The organism is Pseudomonas farris (genome assembly GCF_019145235.1).
In the GTDB taxonomy this organism is placed as follows: Bacteria; Pseudomonadota; Gammaproteobacteria; order Pseudomonadales; family Pseudomonadaceae; genus Aquipseudomonas; species Aquipseudomonas farris.
On the sequence record NZ_JAHSTV010000007.1, the window covers coordinates 134,834 to 160,681 of the forward strand.

Consider the following 25,848-nt stretch of genomic DNA (forward strand, 5'->3'; position numbering starts at 1 on the left):
CGATGCCTGCTATCCCTATGGAGCATGGTCTGGCGGTTGCCGGCATCCTGTTCTGCCTCGGTCTGGTCGGCCTGATGGTCCGGCGCAACATTCTTTTCGTGCTGATGAGCCTGGAGGTCATGATGAATGCCTCCGCGTTGGCGTTCATCGTTGCCGGTAGCCGCTGGGCGCAGCCGGATGGACAGATCATGTTCATTCTGGTGATCAGCCTGGCAGCCGCCGAGGCCAGTATTGGCCTGGCGATTCTGTTGCAGCTGTATCGCCGCTTCCACACTCTCGATATCGACGCTGCCAGCGAGATGCGCGGATGAACCTTCTCTATCTGACTTTCGTATTCCCTCTCATAGGTTTCCTGCTGCTGGCGTTCTCACGCGGTCGCTGGTCGGAAAACCTTTCGGCGCTGATCGGCGTCGGCTCCATTGGCCTGTCGGCAATCGTCACTGCTTACATCATCTGGCAGTTCAACGTTGCGCCCCCTGAAGGCGGTCACTACTCCCACGTGTTGTGGCAGTGGATGGCGGTAGAAGGCTTCACGCCTAACTTCGCGCTGTACCTGGATGGTCTGTCCCTGACCATGCTCGGTGTGGTGGTCGGCGTCGGCTTCCTGATCCACCTGTTCGCGTCCTGGTACATGCGCGGTGAAGCCGGTTACTCGCGCTTCTTCGCCTACACCAACCTGTTTATCGCCAGCATGCTGTTCCTGGTCCTGGCCGATAACCTGCTGTTCGTGTACTTCGGCTGGGAAGGCGTGGGCCTGTGCTCGTACCTGTTGATCGGTTTTTACTACAGCAACCGCAACAACGGTAACGCGGCACTCAAAGCCTTCATCGTGACCCGCGTCGGCGACGTGTTCATGGCCATCGGCCTGTTCATCCTGTTCCAACAGTTGGGCACGCTGAACATTCAGGAACTGCTGGTCAAGGCGCCTGAGCACTTCAAGGCCGGCGACTTCTGGATCGTTCTGGCGACCCTGATGCTGCTGGGCGGCGCTGTCGGTAAATCCGCGCAACTGCCGCTGCAAACCTGGCTGGCGGATGCGATGGCCGGCCCTACTCCGGTTTCGGCACTGATCCACGCCGCGACCATGGTGACCGCCGGTGTCTACCTGATCGCCCGTACCCACGGTCTGTTCGCCCTGGCGCCGGATATCCTGCACCTGGTGGGTGTTGTCGGTGGCGTGACGCTGGTGCTGGCAGGTTTTGCCGCATTGGTTCAGACCGACATCAAACGTATCCTCGCCTACTCGACCATGAGCCAGATCGGCTACATGTTCCTGGCCCTGGGCGTAGGTGCGTGGGACGGCGCGATCTTCCACCTGATGACCCACGCCTTCTTCAAGGCGCTGTTGTTCCTTGCGTCCGGTGCGGTGATCGTTGCCTGCCACCACGAGCAGAACATCTTCAAGATGGGCGGCCTGTGGAAGAAACTGCCACTGGCCTACGCCAGCTTCATCGTCGGTGGCGCGGCCCTGGCGGCCTTGCCTCTGGTGACCGCGGGCTTCTACTCCAAGGATGAAATCCTCTGGGAAGCGTTCGCCAGCGGTAACCAGGGTCTGCTTTATGCAGGTCTGGTCGGTGCCTTCATGACCTCGCTGTACACCTTCCGCCTGATCTTCATCGCGTTCCACGGTGAAGCGAAGACCGAAGCGCATGCCGGTCACGGCATTGCTCACTGGCTGCCACTGTCGGTACTGATCGTACTGTCGACGTTCGTCGGCGCGATGATCGTTCCGCCGCTGCACGGTGTGCTGCCGGAAAGCGTCGGCCATGCCGGCGGCGAAGCCAAGCACAGTCTGGAAATCGCCTCGGGCGCCATCGCCCTGGCCGGTATCCTGCTGGCCGCGCTGCTGTTCCTCGGCAAGCGTCGCTTCGTTACCGCCGTCGCCAACAGCGGCGTCGGCCGCTTCCTTTCGGCCTGGTGGTTCGCTGCCTGGGGCTTCGACTGGATCTACGACAAACTGTTCGTCAAGCCTTACCTTGCGATCAGCCATGTACTGCGCAAAGACCCGCTCGACCAGACTATCGGTCTGATCCCGCGTATGGCCAAAGGCGGTCACACCGCCCTGAGCCGCACCGAGACCGGTCAATTGCGTTGGTATGCCGCCTCGATGGCTGCTGGTGCCGTGCTGGTAATCGGCGCCGTCGTGCTGGTAGCGGTCTGATATGAACCTTGCGAACTTGCGAAAGGAAACGAGCCCGTCATGATTCTGCCTTGGCTAATCCTGATCCCCTTCATCGGCGGCCTGCTGTGCTGGATGGGTGAGCGCTTCGGCGCTACCCTCCCCCGCTGGATTGCGCTGATTACCATGTCCCTGCTGCTCTCCCTCGGCCTCTGGCTGTGGGCCAACGGTGACTATTCATTTGCTCCGGCGCCTGGCGCCGATCCGACCTGGGTGATTGAGTTCAAACACGTCTGGATCCAGCGTTTCGGCATCAACGTGCACCTGGCCCTCGACGGCCTGTCGCTGTTGATGATCCTGCTGACCGGCTTGCTGGGTGTCCTCTCGGTACTCTGCTCGTGGAAAGAGATCCAGCGTCACGTGGGCTTCTTCCACCTGAACCTGATGTGGATCCTGGGCGGTGTCGTCGGCGTGTTCCTCGCCCTCGACCTGTTCATGTTCTTCTTCTTCTGGGAAATGATGCTGGTGCCGATGTACTTCCTCATCGCGCTCTGGGGTCACAGTTCTTCGGACGGCAAGAAAACCCGGATCTACGCGGCGACCAAGTTCTTCATCTTCACTCAGGCTTCCGGCCTGATCATGTTGGTGGCGATCCTGGGTCTGGTACTGGTCAACTTCAACGACACCGGCGTGATTACCTTCAACTACGCCGACCTGTTGAAGACCAAGATGTCGATGACCACCGAGTACATCCTGATGCTCGGCTTCTTCATCGCCTTCGCGGTCAAGCTGCCAGTAGTGCCGTTCCACTCCTGGTTGCCTGACGCTCACGCCCAGGCACCGACCGCGGGTTCCGTGGACCTGGCCGGTATCTTGTTGAAGACTGCTGCGTATGGCCTGCTGCGTTTCGCCCTGCCACTGTTCCCGAATGCCTCGGCCGAGTTCGCGCCGTTCGCGATGACCCTGGGTCTGATCGGGATTTTCTACGGTGCGTTCCTGGCCTTTGCGCAAACCGACATCAAGCGTCTGATCGCCTTCTCGTCCGTTTCCCACATGGGCTTCGTGCTGATCGGCATCTACTCCGGCAGCCAACTGGCGCTGCAGGGCGCAGTGATGCAGATGCTGGCGCACGGTCTGTCGGCCGCGGCACTCTTTATCCTCTCCGGTCAGCTGTACGAGCGTACCCACACCCGCGATATGCGTGAGATGGGTGGCCTGTGGTCGAAGATTGCCTACCTGCCGGCTCTCAGCCTGTTCTTCGCCGCCGCGTCTCTGGGCTTGCCGGCGACTGGTAACTTTGTCGGTGAGTTCCTGATTCTGATCGGCACCTTCGCCAGCGCCCCATGGATCACTGTGATTGCGACGTCCGGCCTGGTGTTCGGTTCGGTCTACTCACTGATCATGGTCCACCGTGCCTTCTTCGGCCCGTCGAAATCGGACGCGGTGTTGCATGGCATGGACGGTCGCGAACTGATCATGGTGGTTGGACTTGCGGCACTGCTGATCTACATCGGCGTGTACCCGCAACCGTTCCTCGATACCTCTGCCGCGACGATGCATGGCGTGCAGCAGTGGCTCGGCACCGCCTTCACTCAACTCGCTTCGGCCCGGTAAGAGCGCTATGGAATTCACGACTCAACACTTTATCGCGCTTGCGCCGTTGTTGATCACCAGCGCCACGATCATCGTGGTGATGCTGGCTATCGCATGGCGCCGCAACCACTCACAGACCTTCCTGCTGTCGGTGGCAGGTCTGAACCTGGCTCTGCTGTCGATCCTGCCAGCCCTGAAAGTCGCGCCGCTGGCCGTGACTCCACTGCTGCAGATCGACACCTTCGCTTGCTTGTACATGGCGCTGATCCTGGTCGCCACCCTCGCTTGTGTCACCCTCGCCCACGCCTACCTCGGCGATGGCGGTTCGGGTTACCCGGGCAACCGTGAAGAACTTTACCTGCTGATCCTGATGGCCGCCGCCGGCGGCCTGGTCTTGGTCAGCGCGCAGCACCTGGCCGGGTTGTTCGTCGGTCTGGAACTGCTCTCGGTACCGGTTTACGGTCTGGTGGCGTATGCCTTCTTCAACAAACGTTCGCTGGAAGCCGGTATCAAGTACATGGTGCTGTCGGCCGCCGGTTCCGCGTTCCTGTTGTTCGGTATGGCCCTGCTCTACGCCGACGCTGGCAGCCTGAGCTTCAACGGCATCGGTCAGGCCCTGGCGGCCACCGGTCTGCCAAGCTCTCTGGCTCAACTGGGCCTGGGCATGATGCTGATCGGCCTGGCGTTCAAGTTGTCGCTGGTACCGTTTCACCTCTGGACCCCGGACGTTTACGAAGGTGCTCCGGCACCGGTGGCAGCGTTCCTGGCTACCGCGTCGAAAGTCGCTGTGTTCGCAGTGATGGTGCGTCTGTTCCAGATCTCGCCAGCGGCGAGCAGCGGTGTGCTGAGCGACGTGCTGACCATCATCGCCATCGCGTCGATCCTGTTCGGTAACCTGCTGGCACTGACCCAAAGCAACCTCAAGCGTCTGCTGGGTTACTCGTCCATCGCCCACTTCGGCTACCTGCTGATCGCCCTGGTGGCGAGCAAAGGCCTGGCCGTGGAAGCCATCGGCGTGTACCTGGTCACCTACGTGATCACCAGCCTCGGCGCGTTCGGCGTGATCACCCTAATGTCCTCGCCGTACAACGGCCGTGACGCGGACGCCCTGTACGAATACCGCGGCCTGTTCTGGCGCCGTCCGTACCTGACCGCCGTCCTGACCGTGATGATGCTGTCCCTGGCCGGTATCCCGCTGACCGCGGGCTTCATCGGCAAGTTCTACATCATCGCTACCGGTGTCGAATCGCACCAATGGTGGCTGGTCGGCTCCCTGGTACTGGGCAGCGCCATTGGCGTCTTCTACTACCTGCGCGTGATGGTCACCCTGTACCTGATGGAACCGAACCTGCGTCGCCACGATGCTCAACTGCACTGGGAACAGCGTGCAGGTGGCGTGATGCTGCTGGCGATTGCCGTACTGGCGTTCTTCCTCGGCCTGTATCCACAGCCGCTGCTGAACCTGGTTCAGCAATCGGGGTTGGCGGGTTGATCGCTTAAGCGATACTCGGTAACAAACAAAAACGGCACCTTCGGGTGCCGTTTTTGCGTTTTGGGGACAAGATCAAAAGATCGCAGCCTTCGGCGACTCCTACAGGGTATTGCGTACGCTTTTGAACCTTATCGCCCCTCTCCTCCCCGATATCCAGAATCGCCTCGCGGGTGAATCAGCCGCGTCCTACATCCCAATCCTGCCGTCGACTTTAACGTAATGACTTGACCGAATTGGGCAGGAACAGAAGCCTTGACCTATTCGATTCTTGTGATAGAAATATACGCAGGTAACGTACAGAACATGGACGCTCTTTTTATCGAATTACCCGTATTTCAAAAGCACAGAAATGACTACCTGGACGACGAACTGTTTCGCAGCTTTCAACTGGAGCTGCTGAAAAACCCGGAAACTGGCGACCTGGTGGAAGGTATGGGCGGGTTGCGAAAGGTCCGTTTCTCCGACCAGCGACGAGGCAAAGGCAAGCGCAGTGGACTAAGGGTGATTTATTACTGGTGGTCGGGTTTTGATCAATTCTGGCTGTTCACCGTATATAGCAAAAACGAGCAAGACGACTTGTCGCCCTCCCAGAAGAAACTTTTCAGACAAACTCTAGATAGCGAAATCAACACGAGATCCCACCATGAAACGTGACATTTTTGCCGAACTGATGGAAGGCCTTGAAGCCTTGGCCGACGAGCGCCAAGGCAAGGTCACGCTGCGAACCCACAAGGTCAAACTGCCAAAACTGGTGCCAATCACTGCCGAGGAAGTGGTAGCCATACGCCAACAGCTCAACCTTTCCCGTTCGGTATTCGCGATGTACTTGCGCACCAACACCCGGACGCTGGAGAACTGGGAGCAAGGACGGGCGAAACCTAATGCTCAGGCGACAACATTGATCCGGCTGGTTGAGCGCTTTCCGGAGACGGTTCAACAACTGGCGGCGCTGACCTGAAGTGTTTGCGGCGTTTTCAATGACGCCTTCGCGAGCCTGCTCGCGATGGCGGTGGAACAGGCACAAACAAAAACGGCACCTTACGGTGCCGTTCGCGTTTCACATTACAGACGATTACTTACGCGCCGCCTCCCACGATTTCAGCAGTTCGGCATAGCTCACGGTTTCGCCTTTAGGCTTCTCGTTCGCCAGTTTCGCTTTCGGCGCACCCGGCTGATCGAACCAGTACTGCGCATCCCGCTCAGGATTCATTTTCGGCCCGCAGGTCGGTTGTACCTTGGAGCGTTCCAGGCGGGTCATGATCGCATCCTGATCCTTGGCCAGACCGTCCAGTGCCTGTTGTGGCGTTTTCTCGCCACTGGCCGCTTCCGCGATATGGCTCCACCACAGTTGCGCCAAACGAGGATAGTCCGGCACGTTGGTCCCGGTCGGGGTCCATTGCACGCGGGCCGGGCTGCGATAGAACTCCACCAGACCACCGAGTTTCGGCGCCAGGTCGGTCATGGCTTGCGAGTTGATGTCCGACTCGCGAATCGGGGTCAGACCAACGATGGTTTTCTTCAGGGATACGGTTTTCGACGTCACGAACTGCGCGTACAGCCAGGCCGCGAGTTTTTGCTTTTCAGGCGTGGACTTGAGGAAGGTCCAGGAACCGGCGTCCTGATAACCGAGTTTCATGCCCTCCTCCCAGTACGGACCTTTCGGCGACGGTGCCATGCGCCACTTCGGCGTGCCGTCGGCGTTCATCACCGGCAAGCCTGGTTTGGTCATGTCGGCGGTAAACGCGGTGTACCAGAAGATCTGCTGGGCGATGTTGCCCTGGGACGGCACCGGCCCGGATTCGGAGAAGGTCATGCCCGCCGCTTCCGGTGGCGCGTATTTTTTCATCCAGTCGACGTATTTGGTGGTCGCATACACCGCCGCCGGGCCGTTGGTATCGCCACCGCGGGTTACGCTGGAACCAACCGGATGGCAGTCTTCGACACGGATGCCCCACTCGTCCACCGGCAAGCCGTTGGGAATGCCCTTGTCGCCAGCGCCAGCCATGGAGAACCACGCATCAGTGAAACGCCAACCCAGCGACGGGTCTTTCTTGCCGTAGTCCATGTGCCCGTAGATACGCTTGCCGTCGATTTCCTTGACGTCTTCGCTGAAGAACTTGGCGATGTCTTCATAGGCCGACCAGTTCACCGGCACGCCCAGTTCATAACCGTATTTTTCTTTGAATTTCGCTTTCAGATCCGCTCGTTCGAACCAGTCGGCGCGGAACCAGTAGAGATTGGCGAACTGCTGGTCGGGCAGTTGATAGACTTTGCCGTCTGGCGCTGTGGTGAACGAGATGCCGATGAAGTCTTTGATGTCCAGCGTCGGCGAGGTGTAGGCCTTGCCTTCGTTGGCCATCAGATCGGTGATCGATTCGGTCTTGCCGTAGCGAAAGTGCGTACCGATCAGGTCCGAGTCGTTGACCCAGCCGTCATAGATGTTCTTGTCCGATTGCATCTGGGTCTGCAGCTTTTCCACCACATCGCCTTCCTGCAGCAAGTCGTGGGTCAGCTTGATCCCGGTGATCTCGGTGAAAGCCTTGGCCAGCACTTTGGATTCATATTCGTGGGTGGCAATGGTTTCCGAAACCACCTTGATGTTCATCCCGCGAAACGGCTCGGACGCTTTGATAAACCACTTCAGCTCTTCGAGCTGCTGGGCTTCGGTCAGGGTGGATGGTTTGAACTCGCTGCCAATCCATTTCTTGGCGGCGTCTTCATAGGCATCGGCCCAGGCCGCAGCGCTCAACCCGCTGAGTGCCAGCATGGCTGCCAATGAAACGCTATGTCGCAGCTTATTGTTTTTGTCGAACATAGAGACCTCCTGTTTAGGTTTCGGAGCAACATTGCCGAGCGATTCGACTAGCCCCAACGCATCACAGCCAACAGCCACACCAGGGACAACGCGAACGCTACCCAGATGCTCCAGTCGGTGACGCCGATTACCAGCAAATGCAGGTAGGCGCTGCCGAGAAGACCGATAAACAGCCGATCGCCACGAGTAGTAGCAATCGGCAAAAAACCACGCCGAGGGACACTCGGCGAACGCAACTCCCAGGTCGTCATGCCCGCCAGGATCAAGGCAATGACGCTAAAGAATGCCGCCGTGGGGCCGGTCCAACTCATCCATTCCATCATCAGTTCCTCATACCCGACCCAGGGCAAAGCCTTTGGCCACGTGGTTGCGAACAAACCAGATCACCAGCATGCCCGGCAGGATGGTCAACACCCCCGCCGCCGCCAGCACACCCCAGTCGATGCCGGACGCCGAGACCGTGCGGGTCATCACCGCCGCGATGGGTTTGGCGTTCACCGAGGTCAGGGTTCGCGCCAGCAACAGCTCGACCCAGGAAAACATGAAGCAGAAAAACGCCGTGACGCCGATCCCGGAGCCGATCAGCGGGACGAAGATCTTCACGAAGAACTTGGGGAAACTGTAGCCGTCGATGTAGGCGGTTTCGTCAATTTCCTTGGGAACGCCAGACATGAAGCCCTCAAGAATCCACACCGCCAACGGCACGTTGAACAGACAGTGAGCCAGCGCCACCGCGATATGGGTATCGAACAGCCCAATCGAGGAATACAACTGAAAAAACGGCAACAGGAACACCGCCGGTGGTGCCATGCGGTTGGTCAGCAGCCAGAAAAACAGGTGTTTGTCGCCGAGGAAACGATAGCGCGAAAACGCATACGCCGCCGGCAGCGCCACGCTCAGGGAGATCACCGTGTTCAGGCTCACGTAGTACAGCGAGTTGAGATAACCGGTGTACCAGCTCGGGTCAGTGAAGATCACCTTGTAGTTTGCAAAGGTGAAATCCTGGGGAAACAGCGTCAGACCGCCGAGGATTTCAGTGTTGCTCTTGAAGGACATGTTCAGCAGCCAGTAGATCGGCACCAGCAGGAACAGGATGTAGATCAGCAACGGGATTAGCTTTCTCTTGCTCATGGCAGGCCTCACCGATTGGCGTCAGAGTGAGTCATGGCGGTATAGAACAGCCACGACACCAACAGGATGATCAGGAAGTACACCAGCGAGAAAGCCGCCGCCGGGCCAAGGTCGAACTGCCCGATGGCCATTTGGGTCAGTGTCTGACTCAAGAAAGTCGTGGCATTCCCCGGACCGCCACCGGTCAGTACGAACGGTTCGGTATAGATCATGAAACTGTCCATGAACCGCAGCATCACCGCGATCAGCAGCACACTCTTGAGCTTGGGCAACTGGATGTGTCGGAAAACCGCCCAGGCCGATGCCCGATCAATCCGCGCCGCCTGGTAATACACGTCCGGAATCGCCCGCAAGCCGGAGAAACACAACAGCGCCACCAGCGACGTCCAGTGCCACACGTCCATCACCAACACCGTGACCCAGGCGTCCATGGTGTTGGACGCATAGTTGTAGTTGATGCCCATGGCATTGAGGCTCGAACCGAGCAACCCGATGTCGGCCCGGCCGAAAATCTGCCAGATGGTGCCGACCACGTTCCACGGAATCAGCAGCGGAATCGCCAGAATAATCAGCACCAGCGACGACCAACGGCCCTTGATCGGCATGGTCAGGGCGATGGCGATACCCAACGGAATTTCGATCAACAGCACGCAGCCGGAGTAGATGAACTGGCGCAGCAGCGAATCATGCAACCGTGGGTCGAGCAGCACCTGCCTGTACCAGTCGGCACCGACGAAGTAGCGGCTGGACTGGTCGAAGATGTCCTGCACCGAGTAGTTGACCACGGTCATCATCGGGATCACCGCACTGAATGCCACCAGCAGGAACACCGGCAATACCAGCCACCAGGCCTTGTTGTTCTGCACCTTGTTCATGGCAGCACCTCCAGCAGGTATTCATCGGCATAGACCATCAGCCATTGCGCCGGAAAACTGATGTACGCCGTGCCTTCGGGCACTGGTTTGTCTTCGGCCAAGCGTACTTTCAGCGGCGCGCCGTCGAGATTCAGGGTCATGATCTTGTAGGTGCCCAAGTCTTCGACGTGTACGACCTGTGCCTGCATCGCGTCATCACAGGGTTCGTCCCACACATGAACGAACTCCGGACGAATGCCGACCTTCAGGGTTTTCCATTCGGACTCGGCGATTCGTTTCTGCATCGCGTCGGACAGCGGCAAATGGGTCCCGGCAAAACCGACACCGCCGGCTTGTGGCTGGACCTCGATCAGGTTCATCCCCGGGCTGCCAATGAAATAACCGACAAAGGTGTGGCTCGGTCGCTCGAACAATTCCCGTGGCGTACCGAACTGCACGATTTGGCCGCCATACATCACCGCGATCTTGTCAGCGAAGGTCGAAGCCTCGAGCTGATCGTGGGTGACGTAGACCATGGTGATGTTGAACTGCTCGTGGATCTGCTTGAGCTTGCGTCGCAGCTTCCACTTCAGGTGCGGGTCGATCACCGTCAGCGGTTCATCGAAGAGGATCGCCGACACGTCATCGCGCACCAGCCCACGGCCCATGGAGACTTTCTGCTTTTCATCGGCGGTGAGGTTGCGCGCCTTCTTGGACAGCAATGCCTGGAGGTCGAGGACTTCAGCGATTTCGTGCACTTTGGTGTGAATTTTCGCCTCGTCCATGCCCTGATTGCGTAATGGAAAGGCAAGGTTATCGAACACCGTCATGGTGTCGTAGACCACCGGGAACTGGAAAACCTGGGCGATGTTGCGCTTTTCCGGGGTCAGTTCGTTGACCACTTTACTGTCGAACAGCACTTGGCCCTGAGACGGACTGAGCAACCCGGAAATGATGTTGAGCAAGGTCGACTTGCCACACCCCGAAGGCCCGAGCAGCGCATAAGCACCGCCCTGCTCCCAGACATGATCCATCTCGCGGATCGCGTAATCCTCAGGGCCGGTCGGCGTTGGGGTGTAGCTGTGGGCAAGGTTCTGCAAACGGATTTCGGCCATCAGGCAACCCTCGCAATGCGCCGACCGGGCGCCTGAACCAGCTGCCCCTGCATATCGAACACAAACAGTTTATGGGTCGGGATATAGATGCGAATCGGCGCATCGACGTCGTATTCGTGAACACCCGGCAAGTGCAGCACCAGCAGGAAATACTCATTGCGCACGTGCAGGAAGGTTTCCGAACCGCTGATCTCGGCCACCTCGACGGTCACCGCCAGCTCCAGGTCATCGTCGTTGCTCGGCACTAGGGAAATGTGGCTGGGGCGCACGCCGAAACGGAACTCGCCCTCGCCCACCGGTCGCAGATCGACGTTCAACGGGAAGTGCACAAAATTGGCGAAACTGACTTCGTTGCCGGCGATACGCCCCGGCATCAAGTTGATCGGCGGTTCGGAGAACAATTCCGCCGCCAGCACGGTTTGCGGCTGGTGATAAACCTCGGAGGACTTGCCGCTCTGAATCACCCGACCTTCGTGAAGAATCGTGGTGGTGCCGCCCAGCGCCAGGGCTTCGTTGGGTTCTGTGGTGGCGTAAATCGCGATGGTGTGCCGGGCCTTGAACAGCTCGCGCATTTCCTGACGCAGCTCTTCGCGCAGCTTGTAGTCGAGGTTGACCAGCGGCTCGTCGAACAGAATCAGCTCGGCGTCCTTGACCAGCGCCCGGGCCATCGCCGTGCGCTGTTGCTGGCCGCCGGAGAGTTCCAAAGGATAACGCTGGAGGAATTTCTCGATGCGCAGCATCTTCGCGGTTTCCAGCACTTTACTCTGGATCAGCTCACTGGAAACGCCGGACTGACGCAGCGGCGAGGCGATGTTCTCGAACACCGTCATGGTCGGGTAATTGATGAACTGCTGATAAACCATCGATACGTTGCGCAAACGCACCGGGCGCTGGGTGACGTCGACGCCATTCATCAGGATGCGGCCGCTGTCGGGCTTGTCCAGACCTGCCATCAGGCGCATGAGGCTGGTTTTGCCGGACAGCGTGCGACCGAGCAAAACGTTGAACGATCCGGGTTCGAAGTTAAGGCACGCATCGTCGATCCAGGTCTGACCCTCGACGGTGCGACTGACGTGCTCCAGGATTAGTGACATGGCTCGGCCTTTTTATTATTGGAGTCAAGCGACCGGAGCACTACAGCGACATTCGTGCCAGAAATTCCAAGCAATTGATCTGGCTTGAAAAAAACGAAAAAGAAGGGAAAACCGCGTTCGTTGCTGAACAGAAATGAACAACCGCGACTGAACAATTGAACAGTTCAAAGGTTGACAATGAACAAATGTGAACAACACTCTGTGGGAGCGGGCTTGCTCGCGAATGCGGTGGGTCAGACACATTATTGGTGTTTGACCCACCGCATTCGCGAGCAAGCCCGCTCCCACATGGAATCTCATAACAACAATAAAAAGCTTTATTCAGAGGCTGAATGCCATGGCCGCACCTGCCCCGCCGCTCTCCCACGACGCCATCATCCAGGACTCCTGGTCCCGCTGCCGCGCGTTCGGGCTCGATCATCAGAGCGCGCCGGCGTTCGATCAGCTGCCGGCTGATGGTATCGCCCAGTTGCTGGAGAGCCAGCATTCACTGGTGCAGACCACCCATCAGGAAGTCCTGCCGTATTACGAGAACATCCTCAGCAACTCCAATTGCCTGATCATGCTCGCCGACAATCAGGGCCAGGTGCTGACGTCCTGGGGTACCCAGCGTTTCATCGAGCCGAACCTGACTCGCGGTTTCAGCGCCGGCGCCAGCTGGATGGAACGTTGCAGCGGCACCAATGCGATCGGCACCGCACTGGCTTGCGAGCAGGCGGTGCACATCGAGCACGATGAACATTTTCTCAAGGCCAACCGCTTCATGACCGGTTCTGCCGCGCCGATTTTCGATGCCGAGCGCAAGGTGATCGCGGTGCTGGATGTGTCCAGCGACAGCTACCTGCCGCCATCGCACACCTTGGGCATGGTCAAGATGATGAGTCAGACCGTGGAGAACCGGCTGATCCTCAACCTGTTCCACGGCCAGCATTTCCAACTGACCTTCAACACTGGGCTGAACAACCTCGACAGCCAATGGGCCGGGTTGCTGATCTTCGATGAAACCGGTCAGGTGCTGTCCGCCAATCGCCGGGCCGACAATCTACTGGGCATCAGCCTGTCGCGGGTCAGCGTCGAAAGCCTGTTCAAAGTCTCTTTGCTGGAACTGCTAAACCAGCCGGACGGTCTGCCGTTTGCCCTGCAAGCCTCGGGGCGCAACCGTTTTCAATGCCTGTTGAAGCGGCCGAAACAGGTACCTATTCAGGCGCGAGTGTTTGCCGAATCCACCGTGATGGCGCCCGCCGCGATCAGCCTCAATACCCTGCACTTTGGCGACAGCCGTGTGGAAAAAGCCGTGCGCCAGGCCGAACGCTTGCTGGAAAAGGACATTCCGCTGTTAATCCACGGGGAAACCGGGGTCGGCAAGGAAGTTTTCGTTAAAGCCCTGCATCAGGCCAGTTCACGCAGCAAACAGCCGTTCATTGCCGTCAACTGTGCAGCGATCCCCGCCGAACTGGTGGAATCCGAGCTGTTTGGCTATGAGAAAGGCGCATTCACCGGCGCCAACCAGAAAGGCAGCATCGGGCTGATCCGCAAGGCCGACAAAGGCACCCTGTTCCTCGATGAAATCGGCGACATGCCGCTGCCGACCCAGGCCCGGTTGCTGCGGGTGTTGCAGGAGCGTTGCGTGCAACCGGTGGGCAGCAGTGAGCTGTTCCCGGTGGACATACGGATCATTTCAGCGACCAACCGCTCGTTGCGCGAACAGGTTCAGCTGGGACGGTTTCGTGAGGATTTGTATTACCGCATCGGTGGTTTGACCCTGGAACTGCCGCCGCTACGGGAACGCAGCGATAAGGAAGCGCTGTTCAAACGACTGTGGGAACAGCACCGCGAACCGAGCCAATGGGCTGGCTTGAGCCGTGAAGTGATGGAGCTGTTCAGCCGCCATCCGTGGCCAGGGAATTTGCGTCAGGTCAGCAGCGTGATGCAGGTGGCACTGGCCATGGCCGAGGAACAACCCGTGCGGCTGGAGCATTTGCCGGATGATTTTTTTGTCGATCTGGAGATGGAGCCGGTGGATTCACCGGAGACATTGGCGGTTGATTTGAATGATGCCGAGCAATTGAATCGGCAGTTGCAGGCGGCTGGGGGGAATATTTCCCATTTAGCCCGTCGGCTCGGGGTGAGCCGCAATACCCTCTATAAACGCCTACGCCAGGCTGAATAATTGAGTGAGCCGCACTAGCGGCGTTCGGCTTGAGACCTTCGCGAGCAAGCCCGCTCCCACATTTGATCTTCGGTGTGTTTGAGTTTTGTGTACGTCACAAATCCAGTGTGGGAGCGGGCTTGCTCGCGAAGGCGTCAGTCCTGTCACTGCAGAATTAGCGGCCACCCCAAAAACAAAAACCCGCACAAGGCGGGTTTTGTTTTGTAAGCACTACACAGCAATCAGTCAGCCAATCGCCAGGTCGTCCCGCCCTTCCCGTCTTCCAGCACTACGCCCATGGCGGTAAGCTGGTCGCGGATGCGGTCGGATTCGGCCCAGTCCTTATTGGCACGAGCCGTCAAACGAGCCTGGATCAGTGCATCGACCTCAGCCGCATCAACCCGCCCTTCGGCACCGGCCTGCAGGAAGTCATCGGCTTCAAGTTGCAACACACCCAACACGCTCGCCAATTCTTTCAAACGAGCCGCCAAACCCGCCGCCGCATCGAGATCGCTCTCGCGCAGACGGTTGATCTCGCGAACCATCTCGAACAGTACCGCACAAGCTTCCGGAGTACCGAAGTCGTCGTTCATCACCTGAGTGAAGCGCTCGACGAAGGGTTCGCCACCAGCCGGCGCCACCTTCGGCAGGCCTTTCAACGCGTGGTAGAAACGCTCGAGTGCGCCCTTGGCGTCCTTGAGATTGTCTTCCGAATAGTTGATCGCGCTGCGGTAGTGGCTCGACACCAGCAGATAACGCACGACTTCCGGGTGGTACTTTTCCAGCACGTCGCGAATGGTGAAGAAGTTGTTCAAGGACTTGGACATCTTCTCGCCATTGATGCGAATCATGCCGCAATGCATCCACGTGTTGGCGTAGGTCTTGCCAGTGGCCGCTTCGCTCTGGGCGATTTCGTTTTCATGGTGCGGGAACTCAAGGTCGCTGCCGCCGCCATGAATGTCGAAGGTCTCGCCGAGGCAGCAGGTCGACATCACCGAGCACTCGATGTGCCAGCCCGGACGTCCATCGCCCCACGGCGAAGGCCAGCTCGGCTCGCCCGGCTTGGCGCCTTTCCACAGCACGAAGTCCAGCGGGTCCTGCTTGGACTCATCGACTTCGATCCGGGCGCCGATGCGCAGGTCTTCGATCTTCTTGCGCGACAGCTTGCCGTAGCCCATGAACTTGGCGACGCGGTAGTACACGTCGCCATTGCCCGGTGCATAGGCATAGCCCTTGTCGATCAGGGTCTGGATCATGCTCTGCATGCCAGGGATATGATCGGTGGCCCGCGGTTCCATGTCCGGCTTGAGGATGTTGAGGCGCGCCTCGTCCTCGTGCATCGCGGTGATCATGCGCTCGGTCAGCGCGTCGAACGGCTCGCCGTTTTCCTTCGCCCGATTGATGATCTTGTCTTCGATGTCGGTGATGTTGCGCACATAGGTCAGGTTATAACCGCTGAACCGCAACCAGCGGGTCACCAGGTCGAACGCGACCATGCTGCGGCCATGGCCAATGTGGCAGTAGTCGTACACGGTCATCCCGCAGACGTACATGCGCACATTGTTGCCATCCAGAGGCTTGAAGACTTCTTTGCTCTTGGTGAGCGTGTTGTAGATCGTAAGCACGAATGCTCCTTCCTTAACGCTGAATCACTGGCCCCACGAATCGCGCAGGGTCACGGTACGGTTGAACACCGGATGACCGGGCTTCGAGTCCTTGATATCCGCGACGAAGTAACCTTCGCGCTCGAACTGGAAACGGTCTTCCGGCTGTGCATTGCCAAGCGAAGGTTCGGCACGACAACCGGTGAGGACTTGCAGCGAGTCAGGGTTGATGTTGTCCAGGAAACTGGCGCTGTCTTCGGCCTTTTCAGGGTTGGCCGAACGGAACAGGCGATCGTACAGACGCACTTCGCATTCGACGCTGGCCGCGGCCGGCACCCAGTGCACCACGCCTTTGACCTTGCGGCCTTCAGGGTTCTTGCCCAGGGTTTGCGGATCGTAGGAGCAACGCAGTTCGACGATGTTGCCATCGGCGTCCTTGATCGCTTCGTCGGCACGGATCACGTAGCTGCCGCGCAGACGCACTTCGCCGTTCGGCTCCAGGCGCTTGTAGCCTTTTGGCGGCTCTTCCATGAAGTCTTCACGGTCGATGTAGAGTTCACGGGCAAATGGCAATACGCGCACGCCCATGTCTTCTTTCGGGTGGCACGCCAATTCGAGGTTTTCGACCTGGCCTTCCGGGTAGTTGGTGATCACGACTTTCAGCGGACGCAATACGCACATGGCACGCGGGGCGCTGTGGTCGAGGTCGTCACGGATGCTGAATTCGAGCATGCCGAAATCGACGACGCCGTCGGAACGGTTGGTGCCGATCATTTCGCAGAAGTTGCGGATCGATTTCGGCGTGTAGCCACGGCGGCGGAAGCCCGACAGCGTGGACATGCGCGGATCGTCCCAGCCATGAACGTGCTTTTCATCGACCAGTTGCTTGAGCTTGCGCTTGCTGGTGATGGTGTAGTTCAGGTTCAGGCGGCTGAACTCATACTGACGCGGCTTCGCCGGTACGGGCAGGTTGTCGAGGAACCACTCGTACAGCGGACGGTGGCTTTCGAACTCCAGGGTGCAGATCGAATGGGTGATGCCTTCGATGGCGTCCGACTGACCGTGGGTGAAGTCGTAGTTCGGGTAGATGCACCACTTGTCGCCGGTCTGGTGGTGATGCGCGTGACGGATGCGATACATGATCGGGTCGCGCAGGTTCATGTTCGGCGAGGCCATGTCGATCTTGGCCCGCAGCACACGTGCGCCGTCCGGGAATTCACCGGCGCGCATGCGGGCGAACCAGTCGAGGTTTTCTTCGACGGAGCGGTCACGGAACGGGCTGTTCTTGCCCGGCTCGGTCAGCGTGCCGCGATATTCCTTGGCTTGTTCAGGGCTCAAGTCATCAACGTAAGCCTTGCCGGCCTTGATCAGCTCAACCGCCCAGTCGTGCAACTGGTCGAAATACTGCGAGGCATAGCGCACTTCACCGGACCATTCGAAGCCCAGCCATTTGACGTCGCTTTCGATCGCGTCGATGTATTCCTGGTCTTCCTTGGCCGGGTTGGTGTCGTCGAAACGCAGGTGCGTGACGCCGCCGAATTCCTGAGCCAGACCGAAGTTCACACAGATCGACTTGGCGTGACCGATGTGCAGGTAGCCGTTGGGCTCAGGCGGGAAACGGGTGACGATCTGCGTGTGCTTACCCGAGTCCAGGTCCGCCTGGATGATCGGGCGCAGGAAATTGACCGGCACGGCAGGGCCGGTCTTGGAATTCGAGGTAGGGTCGACAGTGGGCTTGCTCATAGGATCCTTGAACGTACAAGTGCGCGGCCAGTTGGCCAAATCAAAGCGGCTGTTATAAATCAAAGGGGCTTATCATAGCCGATGCTGTCAAGTGGCTGACAGAGCAGGCCGGCAATCGGCTGCATTTAATCGGCTGCCAATGAAAAACAGCCTCGAAATTCGCGCCCGGCACGCTAAACTGCCTGCCTTGGCCGACACTGGCCGGACTGGTTGAGGGCCTGAACGCCCCGAAACCCACGAATTCATAGAAAAAAGAGTACCGATCATGACCCAAGTCAAACTGACCACCAACCATGGCGACATCGTCCTGGAGCTGAACGCTGAGAAAGCCCCGATCACCGTGGCCAACTTCATCGAGTACGTTAAAGCCGGTCACTACGAAAACACTGTTTTCCACCGTGTCATCGGTAACTTCATGATCCAGGGCGGCGGTTTCGAGCCAGGCATGAAAGAAAAGAAAGACAAGCGCCCAAGCATCCAGAACGAAGCCGACAACGGCCTGCCGAACGTGAAGTACAGCGTAGCCATGGCCCGGACCATGGAGCCGCATTCGGCTTCCGCCCAGTTCTTCATCAACGTGGCTGACAACAGCTTCCTGAACCACAGCGGCAAAACCGCTCAGGGTTGGGGCTACGCCGTATTCGCCAAAGTAGTCGAAGGCACCGACGTGGTCGACAAGATCAAAGGCGTGGCCACGACTTCCAAAGCCGGCCACCAGGACGTACCAGCAGAAGACGTGATCATCGAGAAAGCCGAGATCATTGAGTGATACTGCTGATTTCAGACTTGCATCTGGAAGAGGAGCGCCCGGACATTACCCGGGCGTTTCTGGATTTGCTCGCTAGACGTGCCCGCTCCGCGAGTGCGCTGTATATTCTGGGCGACTTTTTCGAGGCGTGGATTGGCGACGATGCCATGACAGCCTTCCAGCGTTCCATCTGCCAGGCCCTGCGCGAACTTAGCGACAGCGGCACGGCCATTTTTCTGATGCACGGCAATCGCGACTTCATGCTTGGCCAGGCCTTCTGCAAACAGGCCGGCTGCACGTTGTTGAAAGACCCGAGTGTCGTGCAGTTTTACGGCGAGCCAGTGCTGTTGATGCACGGCGACAGCCTCTGCACCCGCGACGAAGCTTATATGAAGCTGCGGCGCTACCTGCGCAACCCGATTACCCTGTTCATCCTGCGGCATCTGCCCTTGCGCACTCGCCACAAACTGGGGCGCAAGCTGCGAAGTGAAAGCCGTGCACAAACGCGGATGAAGGCCAATGACATTGTTGATGTCACTCCGGAAGAAGTGCCGCGGGTCATGCAGCAATATGGTGTGAAGACCTTGATCCACGGGCACACCCATCGCCCCGCCATCCACAAATTGCAGATTGGCGAGCAGTCGGCCAAACGCATTGTGTTGGGGGATTGGGATCGTCAGGGCTGGGCGTTGCAGGTGGATGAGCAAGGGTTTGCGTTGGCGCCGTTTGATTTCACCCCGCCGCCACAACTGGCAGCACCCGCAAACTAACGGCCAAACACAAAACCCTTGTGGGAGCGGGCTTGCTCGCGAAGACGGATTCACATTCAGCATCTCTGTTGACTGTCACACCGCCTTCGCGAGCAAGCCCGCTCCCACATTGACCGCGTTTTGCCTCAATGGCCTGCCGAGGCCGGTCCTGCCTTCGCCGCAAACGGCGGTTTCGCCAGCCACACCAGCAGAATCAACCCCATGAACGCCCATCCCAGCAACGTGAAGTAATCAACGGTGGAGAGCATGTACGCCTGGCTGGTCAGCACATGATCCAGCTGCGCGTAAGCCGGGTTACCCGCCCCGCCCAACGCATTCAAGGCATCCCGGGTCGCCGGCTCGTACGTGGTGATGCTTTCACTCAAATACGCATGGTGCTGATCGGCGCGGCGAATCCAGATCCAGGTGGTCAGCGACGCCGCAAAACTGCCGCCCAAGGTCCGCAGGAACGTCGCAAGGCCCGCGCCATCGGCAATCTGGCTCGGTGGCAAATCCGACATCAAAATGCTCAAGGTCGGCATGAAGAACAGCGCCACGCCAATGCCCATGAACAACTGCACCAGCGCGATGTGCTGGAAGTCCACTTCGTTGGTAAACCCGGCGCGCATGAAGCAACTCAAACCGATGCAAAGGAACGCGCCACCGGCCAGCAGTCGCAGGTCGAACTTATGCGCATACTTGCCGACAAACGGCGACAGCAGCACCGGAAGAATACCGATCGGCGCCACCGCCAATCCGGCCCAGGTGGCGGTATAGCCCATTTGGGTTTGCAACCATTGCGGCAGGATCAGGTTGATGCCGAAGAACCCGGCGTAGCCGCCCACCAACACAATGGTGCCGATGCGGAAATTGCGGTAAGCGAACAGCCGCAGGTTGACCACCGGATGCTTGTCGGTCATTTCCCAGATCACGAACACCGCCAGCGCAATCACTGAAATAGCCGCGCCGATGATGATGAAATTCGACTCAAACCAGTCCAGGTCATTGCCCTTGTCGAGGATCACCTGCAACGCGCCGACGCCAATAATCAACGTGATCAAACCCACGTAATCCATCGGCTGGTAACTGGTCACCACTGGACGCGCCTTGAGTTGCTGGCGCACCACCATCACTGCGAAAATCCCGATTGGCACGTTGATAAAGAAAATCCACGGCCAGCTGTAACTGTCGGTGATCCAGCCGCCAAGAATCGGCCCTGCAATCGGCGCCACCACCGTGACCATCGCCAGCAACGCCAGGGCCATGCCTCGCCTGGCGGGCGGATAGACCGCGATCAACAGCGTCTGCGTCATCGGATACAACGGCCCGGCCACCAGGCCTTGAAGCACCCGAAAGCCGATCAGCTCCGGCATTGAGGTCGAGATGCCACAGAGAAACGACGCCAGCACGAACAGCATCGTCGCCCAGAGAAACAGCTTCACCTCACCAAAACGCCGGCTGAGCCAACCGGTCAGCGGCAGCGCAATGGCGTTGCTTACGGCAAACGAGGTGATGACCCAGGTGCCCTGCTCCGAACTCACGCCCAGGTTGCCGGAAATCGTCGGCAAGGCCACGTTGGCGATAGTGGTGTCGAGCACCTGCATGAAGGTCGCCAGCGACAGGCCGATGGTGCTGAGCAGCAGGCTGGGCGGCGTGAAAGACGCGTTATTGCTCATCGCAAATCCTTTGAAACCTGATTGGCGCAGCGCCTGTTACTGACGCAGCTGACCTTGTGGGAGCGAGCTGTGGCGAGGGGGCTTGCCCCGTTGGGTCGCGAAGCGGCCCTAGAAGATGGGACTGCTGCGCAGTCCAACGGGGCGATGCGGCGTTCCGACAAGCCCCCTCGCCACAAAAGCTCGCTCCCACAGGGTCGGTGTGATGGCGAATCAGCGGTGCGCGGTTTTAGTGACCGCGGCGCTGTTGTCGTGGATTAGCTGGGTGATCATCGCATCGGCCTCGGCCAACTGACGGTCGTAGATGCCGGTGCTGAACGAAGCCTTTTGCGGCGGCTGTTGCGCCAGCACCGGACCGCTCTGGTCACGCAGGTTCACATCGACCTGAGTCGACAGGCCGACCCGCAATGGGTGCTTGGCCAGTTCTTCGGCGTTGATGTGAATCCGCACCGGCACCCGCTGGACGATCTTGATCCAGTTACCGGTGGCGTTCTGCGCCGGCAGCAAGGCAAACGCGCTGCCGGTCCCGGCACCGAGGCTGTCGATGGTGCCGCTGTATTTGACGTCGCTGCCGTAGAGGTCGGCCTCGATGTCTACCGGCTGACCGATGCGCATGTCACGCAGTTGGGTTTCCTTGAAGTTGGCGTCGATCCACAGCTGATCCAGCGGGATCACCGCCATCAGCGCGGTGCCCGGCTGGACCCGCTGACCGAGTTGCACACTGCGTTTGGCAACGTAACCGGTGACCGGCGCGATCAAAGTGCTGCGGGCATGGGTGAGGTACGCCTGACGCAATTGCGCGGCGGCGGACATCACGTCCGGGTGCGACGACACCACGGTGTCATCCACTAGCGCGCTGGTGGTCATGAGCTGTTGTTTGGCGTTGGCCAAGGCGTTTTGCGCCGAGGTCAGATCGTCGCGGGCATGGGACAGTTCTTCCTGGGAAATCGCCCCACCAGCGGCGAGGTTTTTCCGGCGATTGAAGTTGTCCTGAGCCTTTTGCACCTCGGCCTGCTGCGCATTGACCTGGGCTTTCATGCCGTCGACGTTGCTGTACAAACCGCGCACCTGGCGCACGGTGCGGGCCAGATTGGCCTGGGCACTTTGCAGACCGACTTCGGCGTCGTTCGGGTCGAAGTTGACCAGCACCTGGCCTTCGTGGACCAGATCGCCATCATCAGCGCCAATACTGACCACGGTGCCGGTGACCAGCGGAGTGATTTCCACCACGTTGCCGTTCACATAGGCGTCGTCGGTGCTTTCATTCCAGCGACCGAAGAATTCGTGATAACCCCAGACTCCGAGCCCGGCGAGGATCACCACGATGGTTAGTACAAACAGCATCACTTTGCGTTTGCGTGGATTGCTCGTGTCTTGAGCGTTGTCAGGGGCTTGGGATGTATCGACAGTGGCCATGACGGGTACCTTGAATTAGTTGTGCTGCGTGGCTGGGGTTGCGTTGGCCGCGGTCAGGGTTTCGCCCTGGAAGCCGCCGCCCAGCGCTTGCATCAGTTGAATCGACAGGTCGATCTGCTCGGCATTCAGGTTGGCCAGCTGACGCTGGGCCTGGAGCAATTGCTGCTCGATGCTGAGCACGTCCAGGTAATTACCGATACCGGAACCGTAGCGCTGGACCACGGTGTTGTAAGAATCCTGGGCAATGTCGGTGGCGTGCTGCTGGGCGCCGATTTGCCGGCCGATATCGCGCAATTGGTTGATGGTGTCGCTGACATCGCCCAAGGCTTTCACCAGGCTTTTGTTGTACTGCGCCACCGCTAGGTCGTAATCGGCGTCGCGGGAATCGAGGTCAGCCCGCAGGCGGCCACCGTCGAAAATCGGCACCGAGATCGTTGGCGCGACATTGAAGAAGCGACTGGCGGAACCGAACATCGCATCGCCCAGCAACGACTCGACACCCGCCGCCGCGCTCAGGTTGAGGTTGGGGTAGAACTGAGTCTTGCCCGCCGCGATGTTTTTGCTCGCGGCTTCAACCCGCCAGCGTGCCGCCACCAGGTCCGGACGACGCCCAAGCAGTTCCGCCGGCAGCACCGACGGCAAAGCCACGGCGCTGGCCTGAAGAACTTTCGGTCGGGCGATTTCATTGCCGCGATCCGGACCTTTGCCCAACAGCACCGCCAAGGCAATTTTCGCGCTTTGCAGGCGCTTCTCGGCGTCGATCAGGCTGGCTTGGGCGCTGGCTTCCAGGCTTTCGGTCTGCTGGAATTGGTACTGGCTGTCGATCCCCGAGCTCAGGCGACGCTGGCTGAGGTCGAGCATTTGCTGGGTGCGCTTGAGGTCTTCGCTGGCCAGGTCATGGATGATGTGCGCCTGCCCCAAATCGCTGTAAGCGCGGGCGACGTCGGCGGACAAGGTCAGCTGCGCGGCTTGCTGATCGACTTCGGCGGCACGGGCCTGGCCCAATGCGGCTTCCCAGGCATCGCGCTGGCCGCCCCAAAGGTCGAAGTTGTAATTAAAACTCGCACCGAGATTACGCACGGTGGAATAGGTGCCGCCCTGCCCGCTCGGGTCCTGATCACGAGCCAGACGCGAACGGCTGACACCGGCGCTGGCATCGAGGGTCGGCATCCGCGCGGCGTCGGCGGCATAGGCAACGGCGCTGGCCTGATGGGCGCGGGCGTCGGCGATTTGCATGTCTGGGCTGTCGTGCAGGGCTTCGCGGATCAGGCCATCGAGTTGCGGATCGCCAAGGCTTTTCCACCAATCGCTTTTTGGCCACGCCGCGGGCGAGAGGGTCACGCCGTTGAGGGATTGCCCGGCCTTGAGATTTTTCGCATCGAGGCTGACGCCTTCGGTGGTCAGGCCGCTGTAACTGGCGCAGCCGGCGAGGCTCATGGCCAACAGCACCAGGCTCAGGCCGCTACGCAGGCTTTTACTGTTCATTGCCACCTACCCGCAGCAACGTGATCGAGTCACCCGCGGCTACCAGAATTTTCTTCAGGATTTGTTCCAGGGTTTTCAATTCTTCCGGGGTAATGGCGCCGGCCAGCTCATTCATGGCATCGGCGCCGATCTGCGGCAGCTGGTCGGTCAGCTGCTGGCCCTGTTCGGTCAGCACCAGTTGAACCTGACGCCGGTCTGCCTCGGAGCGTTGGCGGGCGAGGAAACCTTTCTGTTCCAGACGATCAAGCATGCGTGTCATCGAACCGCTGTCCAGCGACAGATGACGGCACAGCTCAGCCGGAGTGTTGACGCCGAACTGGGCCATGATGATCAGCACTTTGAACTGCGCGGCCGTGATGCCGTGGGGTTCCATGTGTGTGTCGATGATCCGGTCCTTGAGCAGCGCGGCACGCCCGAGCAGGAGGCCGAGATGGCAATGCTGGAAATTTTCTGGGGTGAAATGCTTCATCTAACCACCGATTAGCTGCCTAGGCAGAGAATGTATGACGAGATGTTACTGCCTAGGCAGCGAATGTCAACGCAATAGTTAGGTTGCTTTGTATTTCAATGATGAGTGGTTGTTGTGTTCCATCAGAGGTTGGAACGTGCTGAAAAGGTGATGAGGTTAACTGCGTTAGTCATCGCCCGCGGTGAAGTGGCCGTGGATGGGACCGCTACCGATTTGAAGAGAAGCCCCACACCGCGATCGGTCTCCATGAAAAGACTCATGGTGCAACGACAGATCGCGGCTGGGCGGGTCGGCCTGTGGTGCGGTAGCTCACTGCCCTTCAGGGGTTTCAGAGTTATGAGGTCTGCATTCCATTCGCCGCCGAAGCCGCCTCGTCGCCTGGTTCCGTGGGCAACTCCTCGTACAATGGCAGACCGAACATCAATACATCGGCACGCTTTTGACCAAAGCGTGCGATGTTCGGCATTCGCGCCCACAAACGTGCGCCAATGGCCTGAGCCATGCGCTGACTCGGAAGGTTCGCAGCCATGATCCAGCCTACGATGGTTTCAAGACCATACTGTCGGCCGAGGATCACCGCGGTCCGGGCGAGGCGCACGCCCATCCCGGTGCCACAGTGATCGGCACGCACATAAATCCCCATTTCTCCGGTAGTGTGGCAGGCCTGACTGCCCCAACAGAAACGATTGATCGACAACCAGCCAAGCACTTCGCCGTCGCGCTCGAGGACGTACACAGGCATTTTGTCGCACTTGTAGAGGTTAATCTGGAAAGCCACCTCCTCCAGGGTCAATGCCCGCGTCACCGGCGAGTTGGAGCCAGTGCCGGCGGTTTCATTGAATATCTCCATCATCGCCGGCAGATCGCTGTCCGTTGACTCGCGAATACCCCGGGGCAGGATTTGCGCAGGTGTTGCAGGGGTTATTGCAATGAAGTCATTCATGATTGGATCCTCCCTGCGTAAACGCTCATTTTCAGCTTGTCGCGCGCCCTGGCGATTCGCGAACGCACGGTGCCAATGGGTATGCCCAAGCGTTCGGCCGCATCCTGGTAAGTGATATCGGAATCGACCACCAGGTTGATCACTGTGCGCATTTCCATGGACAGTTCGTCGATTGCCGCCATGGTCCGGTTCAACACCCGATGATGCTCACTGACATGGCTCGGGTCGTGACCGCACTCAAGACGTTCGACTGCCAGTTCTTCCAGCACACCGAACTGAGGCTGGTTATACATTCTTTTGAAGTAGTTGCTCACGAGGTTGCGAGCAATGCCGAATAACCAGGTTTCCGGTTTCGAGGCACCAAGAAATTTATGTTGATTGCGCAGGGCTTCCAGATAAGTCATTTGCATCAGGTCATCGACATCGGCCCGATTGAAGACCCGTTTCATGATAAAAAACCGGAGTTTTTTCTCACTGCCTTTAACTACCTCACCCAGATCCATATGGGTCGCGCCAGCGACTTTCACTTCCTTCTGAACGTTGTTCAGTTCCACGTTTAATCCCTCATCACTCATGATTGCCAACATTGGTGAGGGAGAAGAGAGAGCAGCGAATGTACCAACTTTTTTACATTATCAAGTAGTTGATACATATGG

General features: G+C 58.9%; 23 protein-coding genes. 9 read left to right on the forward strand and 14 right to left on the reverse strand.

Going from position 1 to position 25,848, the window contains the following annotated elements:
- Positions 1–2 precede the first annotated feature (2 nt).
- The 6 genes from nuoK to KVG95_RS16405 all read left to right on the forward strand — a co-directional run bounded on the left by nuoK (position 3) and on the right by KVG95_RS16405 (position 6,162).
- Entirely contained in the window at positions 3–311 is a 309-nt protein-coding gene (gene nuoK / locus KVG95_RS16380) for an NADH-quinone oxidoreductase subunit NuoK (protein ID WP_007946416.1), read from the forward strand.
- Entirely contained in the window at positions 308–2,161 is a 1,854-nt protein-coding gene (gene nuoL / locus KVG95_RS16385; RefSeq protein WP_217857156.1) for an NADH-quinone oxidoreductase subunit L, read from the forward strand. Before nuoK ends, nuoL begins: the two co-directional genes overlap by 4 nt.
- A gap of 39 nt (positions 2,162–2,200) precedes the next feature.
- Positions 2,201–3,733, forward strand: coding sequence for an NADH-quinone oxidoreductase subunit M (nuoM, locus tag KVG95_RS16390; RefSeq protein WP_217857157.1), 1,533 nt, complete (start codon positions 2,201–2,203; stop codon positions 3,731–3,733).
- Between the two features lie 7 nt (positions 3,734–3,740).
- On the forward strand, positions 3,741–5,204 hold the full coding sequence (gene nuoN, locus KVG95_RS16395) for an NADH-quinone oxidoreductase subunit NuoN (protein WP_008014910.1): 1,464 nt from the start codon (positions 3,741–3,743) through the stop codon (positions 5,202–5,204).
- 303 nt (positions 5,205–5,507) lie between these two features.
- The gene (locus tag KVG95_RS16400; protein WP_038983665.1) at positions 5,508–5,858 is read left to right on the forward strand and encodes a type II toxin-antitoxin system RelE/ParE family toxin; all 351 of its coding nucleotides are present in this window, start codon (positions 5,508–5,510) and stop codon (positions 5,856–5,858) included.
- Complete coding sequence (locus KVG95_RS16405; protein WP_217857158.1) at positions 5,848–6,162, forward strand: helix-turn-helix domain-containing protein; 315 nt, start codon at positions 5,848–5,850, stop codon at positions 6,160–6,162. Before KVG95_RS16400 ends, KVG95_RS16405 begins: the two co-directional genes overlap by 11 nt.
- 114 nt (positions 6,163–6,276) lie before the next feature.
- Here the strand turns inward: KVG95_RS16405 and KVG95_RS16410 are convergent, their stop codons facing one another.
- From KVG95_RS16410 to KVG95_RS16435, 6 genes are read right to left on the reverse strand one after another with little or no spacing between them, the layout of a single operon-like run.
- Entirely contained in the window at positions 6,277–8,019 is a 1,743-nt protein-coding gene (locus KVG95_RS16410; RefSeq protein ID WP_123722010.1) for an ABC transporter substrate-binding protein, read from the reverse strand.
- Positions 8,020–8,066: 47 nt separating this feature from the next.
- Positions 8,067–8,339 (reverse strand): DUF2160 domain-containing protein, encoded by a 273-nt coding sequence (locus tag KVG95_RS16415; RefSeq protein ID WP_052967033.1) that lies wholly within the window; start codon positions 8,337–8,339, stop codon positions 8,067–8,069.
- Positions 8,340–8,349: 10 nt separating this feature from the next.
- Positions 8,350–9,150 (reverse strand): carbohydrate ABC transporter permease, encoded by an 801-nt coding sequence (locus KVG95_RS16420; protein WP_007896138.1) that lies wholly within the window; start codon positions 9,148–9,150, stop codon positions 8,350–8,352.
- A gap of 8 nt (positions 9,151–9,158) precedes the next feature.
- Complete coding sequence (locus KVG95_RS16425) at positions 9,159–10,025, reverse strand: carbohydrate ABC transporter permease (RefSeq protein ID WP_052967034.1); 867 nt, start codon at positions 10,023–10,025, stop codon at positions 9,159–9,161.
- Positions 10,022–11,119, reverse strand: coding sequence for an ABC transporter ATP-binding protein (locus KVG95_RS16430; RefSeq protein WP_217857159.1), 1,098 nt, complete (start codon positions 11,117–11,119; stop codon positions 10,022–10,024). Before KVG95_RS16430 ends, KVG95_RS16425 begins: the two co-directional genes overlap by 4 nt.
- Entirely contained in the window at positions 11,119–12,213 is a 1,095-nt protein-coding gene (locus tag KVG95_RS16435) for an ABC transporter ATP-binding protein (protein WP_052967036.1), read from the reverse strand. The genes KVG95_RS16430 and KVG95_RS16435 overlap by 1 nt, the downstream gene beginning before the upstream one ends.
- A gap of 337 nt (positions 12,214–12,550) precedes the next feature.
- Here KVG95_RS16435 and KVG95_RS16440 point away from each other — a divergent pair, with 337 nt between their 5' ends.
- A complete protein-coding gene (locus KVG95_RS16440) occupies positions 12,551–14,383 on the forward strand; it encodes a sigma-54-dependent Fis family transcriptional regulator (RefSeq protein ID WP_217857160.1) in 1,833 nt (610 codons plus the stop codon).
- Between the two features lie 221 nt (positions 14,384–14,604).
- On the opposite strand, the gene cysS is transcribed toward KVG95_RS16440, so the two are convergent.
- Together cysS and KVG95_RS16450 are read right to left on the reverse strand one after the other, a co-directional pair.
- The gene (gene cysS, locus KVG95_RS16445) at positions 14,605–15,987 is read right to left on the reverse strand and encodes a cysteine--tRNA ligase (RefSeq protein ID WP_217857161.1); all 1,383 of its coding nucleotides are present in this window, start codon (positions 15,985–15,987) and stop codon (positions 14,605–14,607) included.
- A 24-nt stretch (positions 15,988–16,011) separates the two neighbouring features.
- Entirely contained in the window at positions 16,012–17,709 is a 1,698-nt protein-coding gene (locus tag KVG95_RS16450; protein WP_217857162.1) for a glutamine--tRNA ligase/YqeY domain fusion protein, read from the reverse strand.
- A gap of 265 nt (positions 17,710–17,974) precedes the next feature.
- On the opposite strand from KVG95_RS16450, the gene KVG95_RS16455 reads away from it, so the two are divergent.
- Both KVG95_RS16455 and lpxH read left to right on the forward strand, forming a co-directional pair.
- On the forward strand, positions 17,975–18,478 hold the full coding sequence (locus KVG95_RS16455) for a peptidylprolyl isomerase (RefSeq protein WP_052967714.1): 504 nt from the start codon (positions 17,975–17,977) through the stop codon (positions 18,476–18,478).
- A complete protein-coding gene (gene lpxH / locus KVG95_RS16460; RefSeq protein WP_217857163.1) occupies positions 18,475–19,227 on the forward strand; it encodes a UDP-2,3-diacylglucosamine diphosphatase in 753 nt (250 codons plus the stop codon). The genes KVG95_RS16455 and lpxH overlap by 4 nt, the downstream gene beginning before the upstream one ends.
- Before the next feature lie 125 nt (positions 19,228–19,352).
- Here lpxH and KVG95_RS16465 read toward each other — a convergent pair whose 3' ends face one another.
- The 6 genes from KVG95_RS16465 to KVG95_RS16490 all read right to left on the reverse strand — a co-directional run bounded on the left by KVG95_RS16465 (position 19,353) and on the right by KVG95_RS16490 (position 25,746).
- A complete protein-coding gene (locus KVG95_RS16465; protein WP_217857164.1) occupies positions 19,353–20,882 on the reverse strand; it encodes a DHA2 family efflux MFS transporter permease subunit in 1,530 nt (509 codons plus the stop codon).
- Positions 20,883–21,092: 210 nt separating this feature from the next.
- A complete protein-coding gene (locus KVG95_RS16470) occupies positions 21,093–22,295 on the reverse strand; it encodes an HlyD family secretion protein (protein WP_217857165.1) in 1,203 nt (400 codons plus the stop codon).
- A gap of 15 nt (positions 22,296–22,310) precedes the next feature.
- Complete coding sequence (locus tag KVG95_RS16475) at positions 22,311–23,780, reverse strand: efflux transporter outer membrane subunit (RefSeq protein WP_217857166.1); 1,470 nt, start codon at positions 23,778–23,780, stop codon at positions 22,311–22,313.
- A complete protein-coding gene (locus tag KVG95_RS16480) occupies positions 23,770–24,249 on the reverse strand; it encodes a MarR family winged helix-turn-helix transcriptional regulator (protein ID WP_217857167.1) in 480 nt (159 codons plus the stop codon). Before KVG95_RS16480 ends, KVG95_RS16475 begins: the two co-directional genes overlap by 11 nt.
- 334 nt (positions 24,250–24,583) lie before the next feature.
- Positions 24,584–25,192: a GNAT family N-acetyltransferase gene (locus tag KVG95_RS16485; protein WP_217857168.1), complete on the reverse strand. Its 609-nt coding sequence runs from the start codon at positions 25,190–25,192 to the stop codon at positions 24,584–24,586.
- Positions 25,189–25,746, reverse strand: a complete 558-nt coding sequence (locus tag KVG95_RS16490) for an RNA polymerase sigma factor (RefSeq protein ID WP_217857169.1) — start codon at positions 25,744–25,746, stop codon at positions 25,189–25,191. Before KVG95_RS16490 ends, KVG95_RS16485 begins: the two co-directional genes overlap by 4 nt.
- Positions 25,747–25,848: the final 102 nt, after the last annotated feature.

Bases quoted from the DNA above. Each gene is read 5' to 3' on its own strand.
- nuoK (WP_007946416.1), top strand. From the start codon at position 3: ATGCCTGCTATCCCTATGGAGCATGGTCTGGCGGTTGCCGGCATCCTG.
- nuoL (WP_217857156.1), top strand. From the start codon at position 308: ATGAACCTTCTCTATCTGACTTTCGTATTCCCTCTCATAGGTTTCCTG.
- nuoM (WP_217857157.1), top strand. From the start codon at position 2,201: ATGATTCTGCCTTGGCTAATCCTGATCCCCTTCATCGGCGGCCTGCTG.
- nuoN (WP_008014910.1), top strand. From the start codon at position 3,741: ATGGAATTCACGACTCAACACTTTATCGCGCTTGCGCCGTTGTTGATC.
- KVG95_RS16400 (WP_038983665.1), top strand. From the start codon at position 5,508: ATGGACGCTCTTTTTATCGAATTACCCGTATTTCAAAAGCACAGAAAT.
- KVG95_RS16405 (WP_217857158.1), top strand. From the start codon at position 5,848: ATGAAACGTGACATTTTTGCCGAACTGATGGAAGGCCTTGAAGCCTTG.
- KVG95_RS16410 (WP_123722010.1), bottom strand. From the start codon at position 8,019: ATGTTCGACAAAAACAATAAGCTGCGACATAGCGTTTCATTGGCAGCC.
- KVG95_RS16415 (WP_052967033.1), bottom strand. From the start codon at position 8,339: ATGGAATGGATGAGTTGGACCGGCCCCACGGCGGCATTCTTTAGCGTC.
- KVG95_RS16420 (WP_007896138.1), bottom strand. From the start codon at position 9,150: ATGAGCAAGAGAAAGCTAATCCCGTTGCTGATCTACATCCTGTTCCTG.
- KVG95_RS16425 (WP_052967034.1), bottom strand. From the start codon at position 10,025: ATGAACAAGGTGCAGAACAACAAGGCCTGGTGGCTGGTATTGCCGGTG.
- KVG95_RS16430 (WP_217857159.1), bottom strand. From the start codon at position 11,119: ATGGCCGAAATCCGTTTGCAGAACCTTGCCCACAGCTACACCCCAACG.
- KVG95_RS16435 (WP_052967036.1), bottom strand. From the start codon at position 12,213: ATGTCACTAATCCTGGAGCACGTCAGTCGCACCGTCGAGGGTCAGACC.
- KVG95_RS16440 (WP_217857160.1), top strand. From the start codon at position 12,551: ATGGCCGCACCTGCCCCGCCGCTCTCCCACGACGCCATCATCCAGGAC.
- KVG95_RS16450 (WP_217857162.1), bottom strand. From the start codon at position 17,709: ATGAGCAAGCCCACTGTCGACCCTACCTCGAATTCCAAGACCGGCCCT.
- KVG95_RS16455 (WP_052967714.1), top strand. From the start codon at position 17,975: ATGACCCAAGTCAAACTGACCACCAACCATGGCGACATCGTCCTGGAG.
- KVG95_RS16465 (WP_217857164.1), bottom strand. From the start codon at position 20,882: ATGAGCAATAACGCGTCTTTCACGCCGCCCAGCCTGCTGCTCAGCACC.
- KVG95_RS16470 (WP_217857165.1), bottom strand. From the start codon at position 22,295: ATGGCCACTGTCGATACATCCCAAGCCCCTGACAACGCTCAAGACACG.
- KVG95_RS16475 (WP_217857166.1), bottom strand. From the start codon at position 23,780: ATGAACAGTAAAAGCCTGCGTAGCGGCCTGAGCCTGGTGCTGTTGGCC.
- KVG95_RS16480 (WP_217857167.1), bottom strand. From the start codon at position 24,249: ATGAAGCATTTCACCCCAGAAAATTTCCAGCATTGCCATCTCGGCCTC.
- KVG95_RS16485 (WP_217857168.1), bottom strand. From the start codon at position 25,192: ATGAATGACTTCATTGCAATAACCCCTGCAACACCTGCGCAAATCCTG.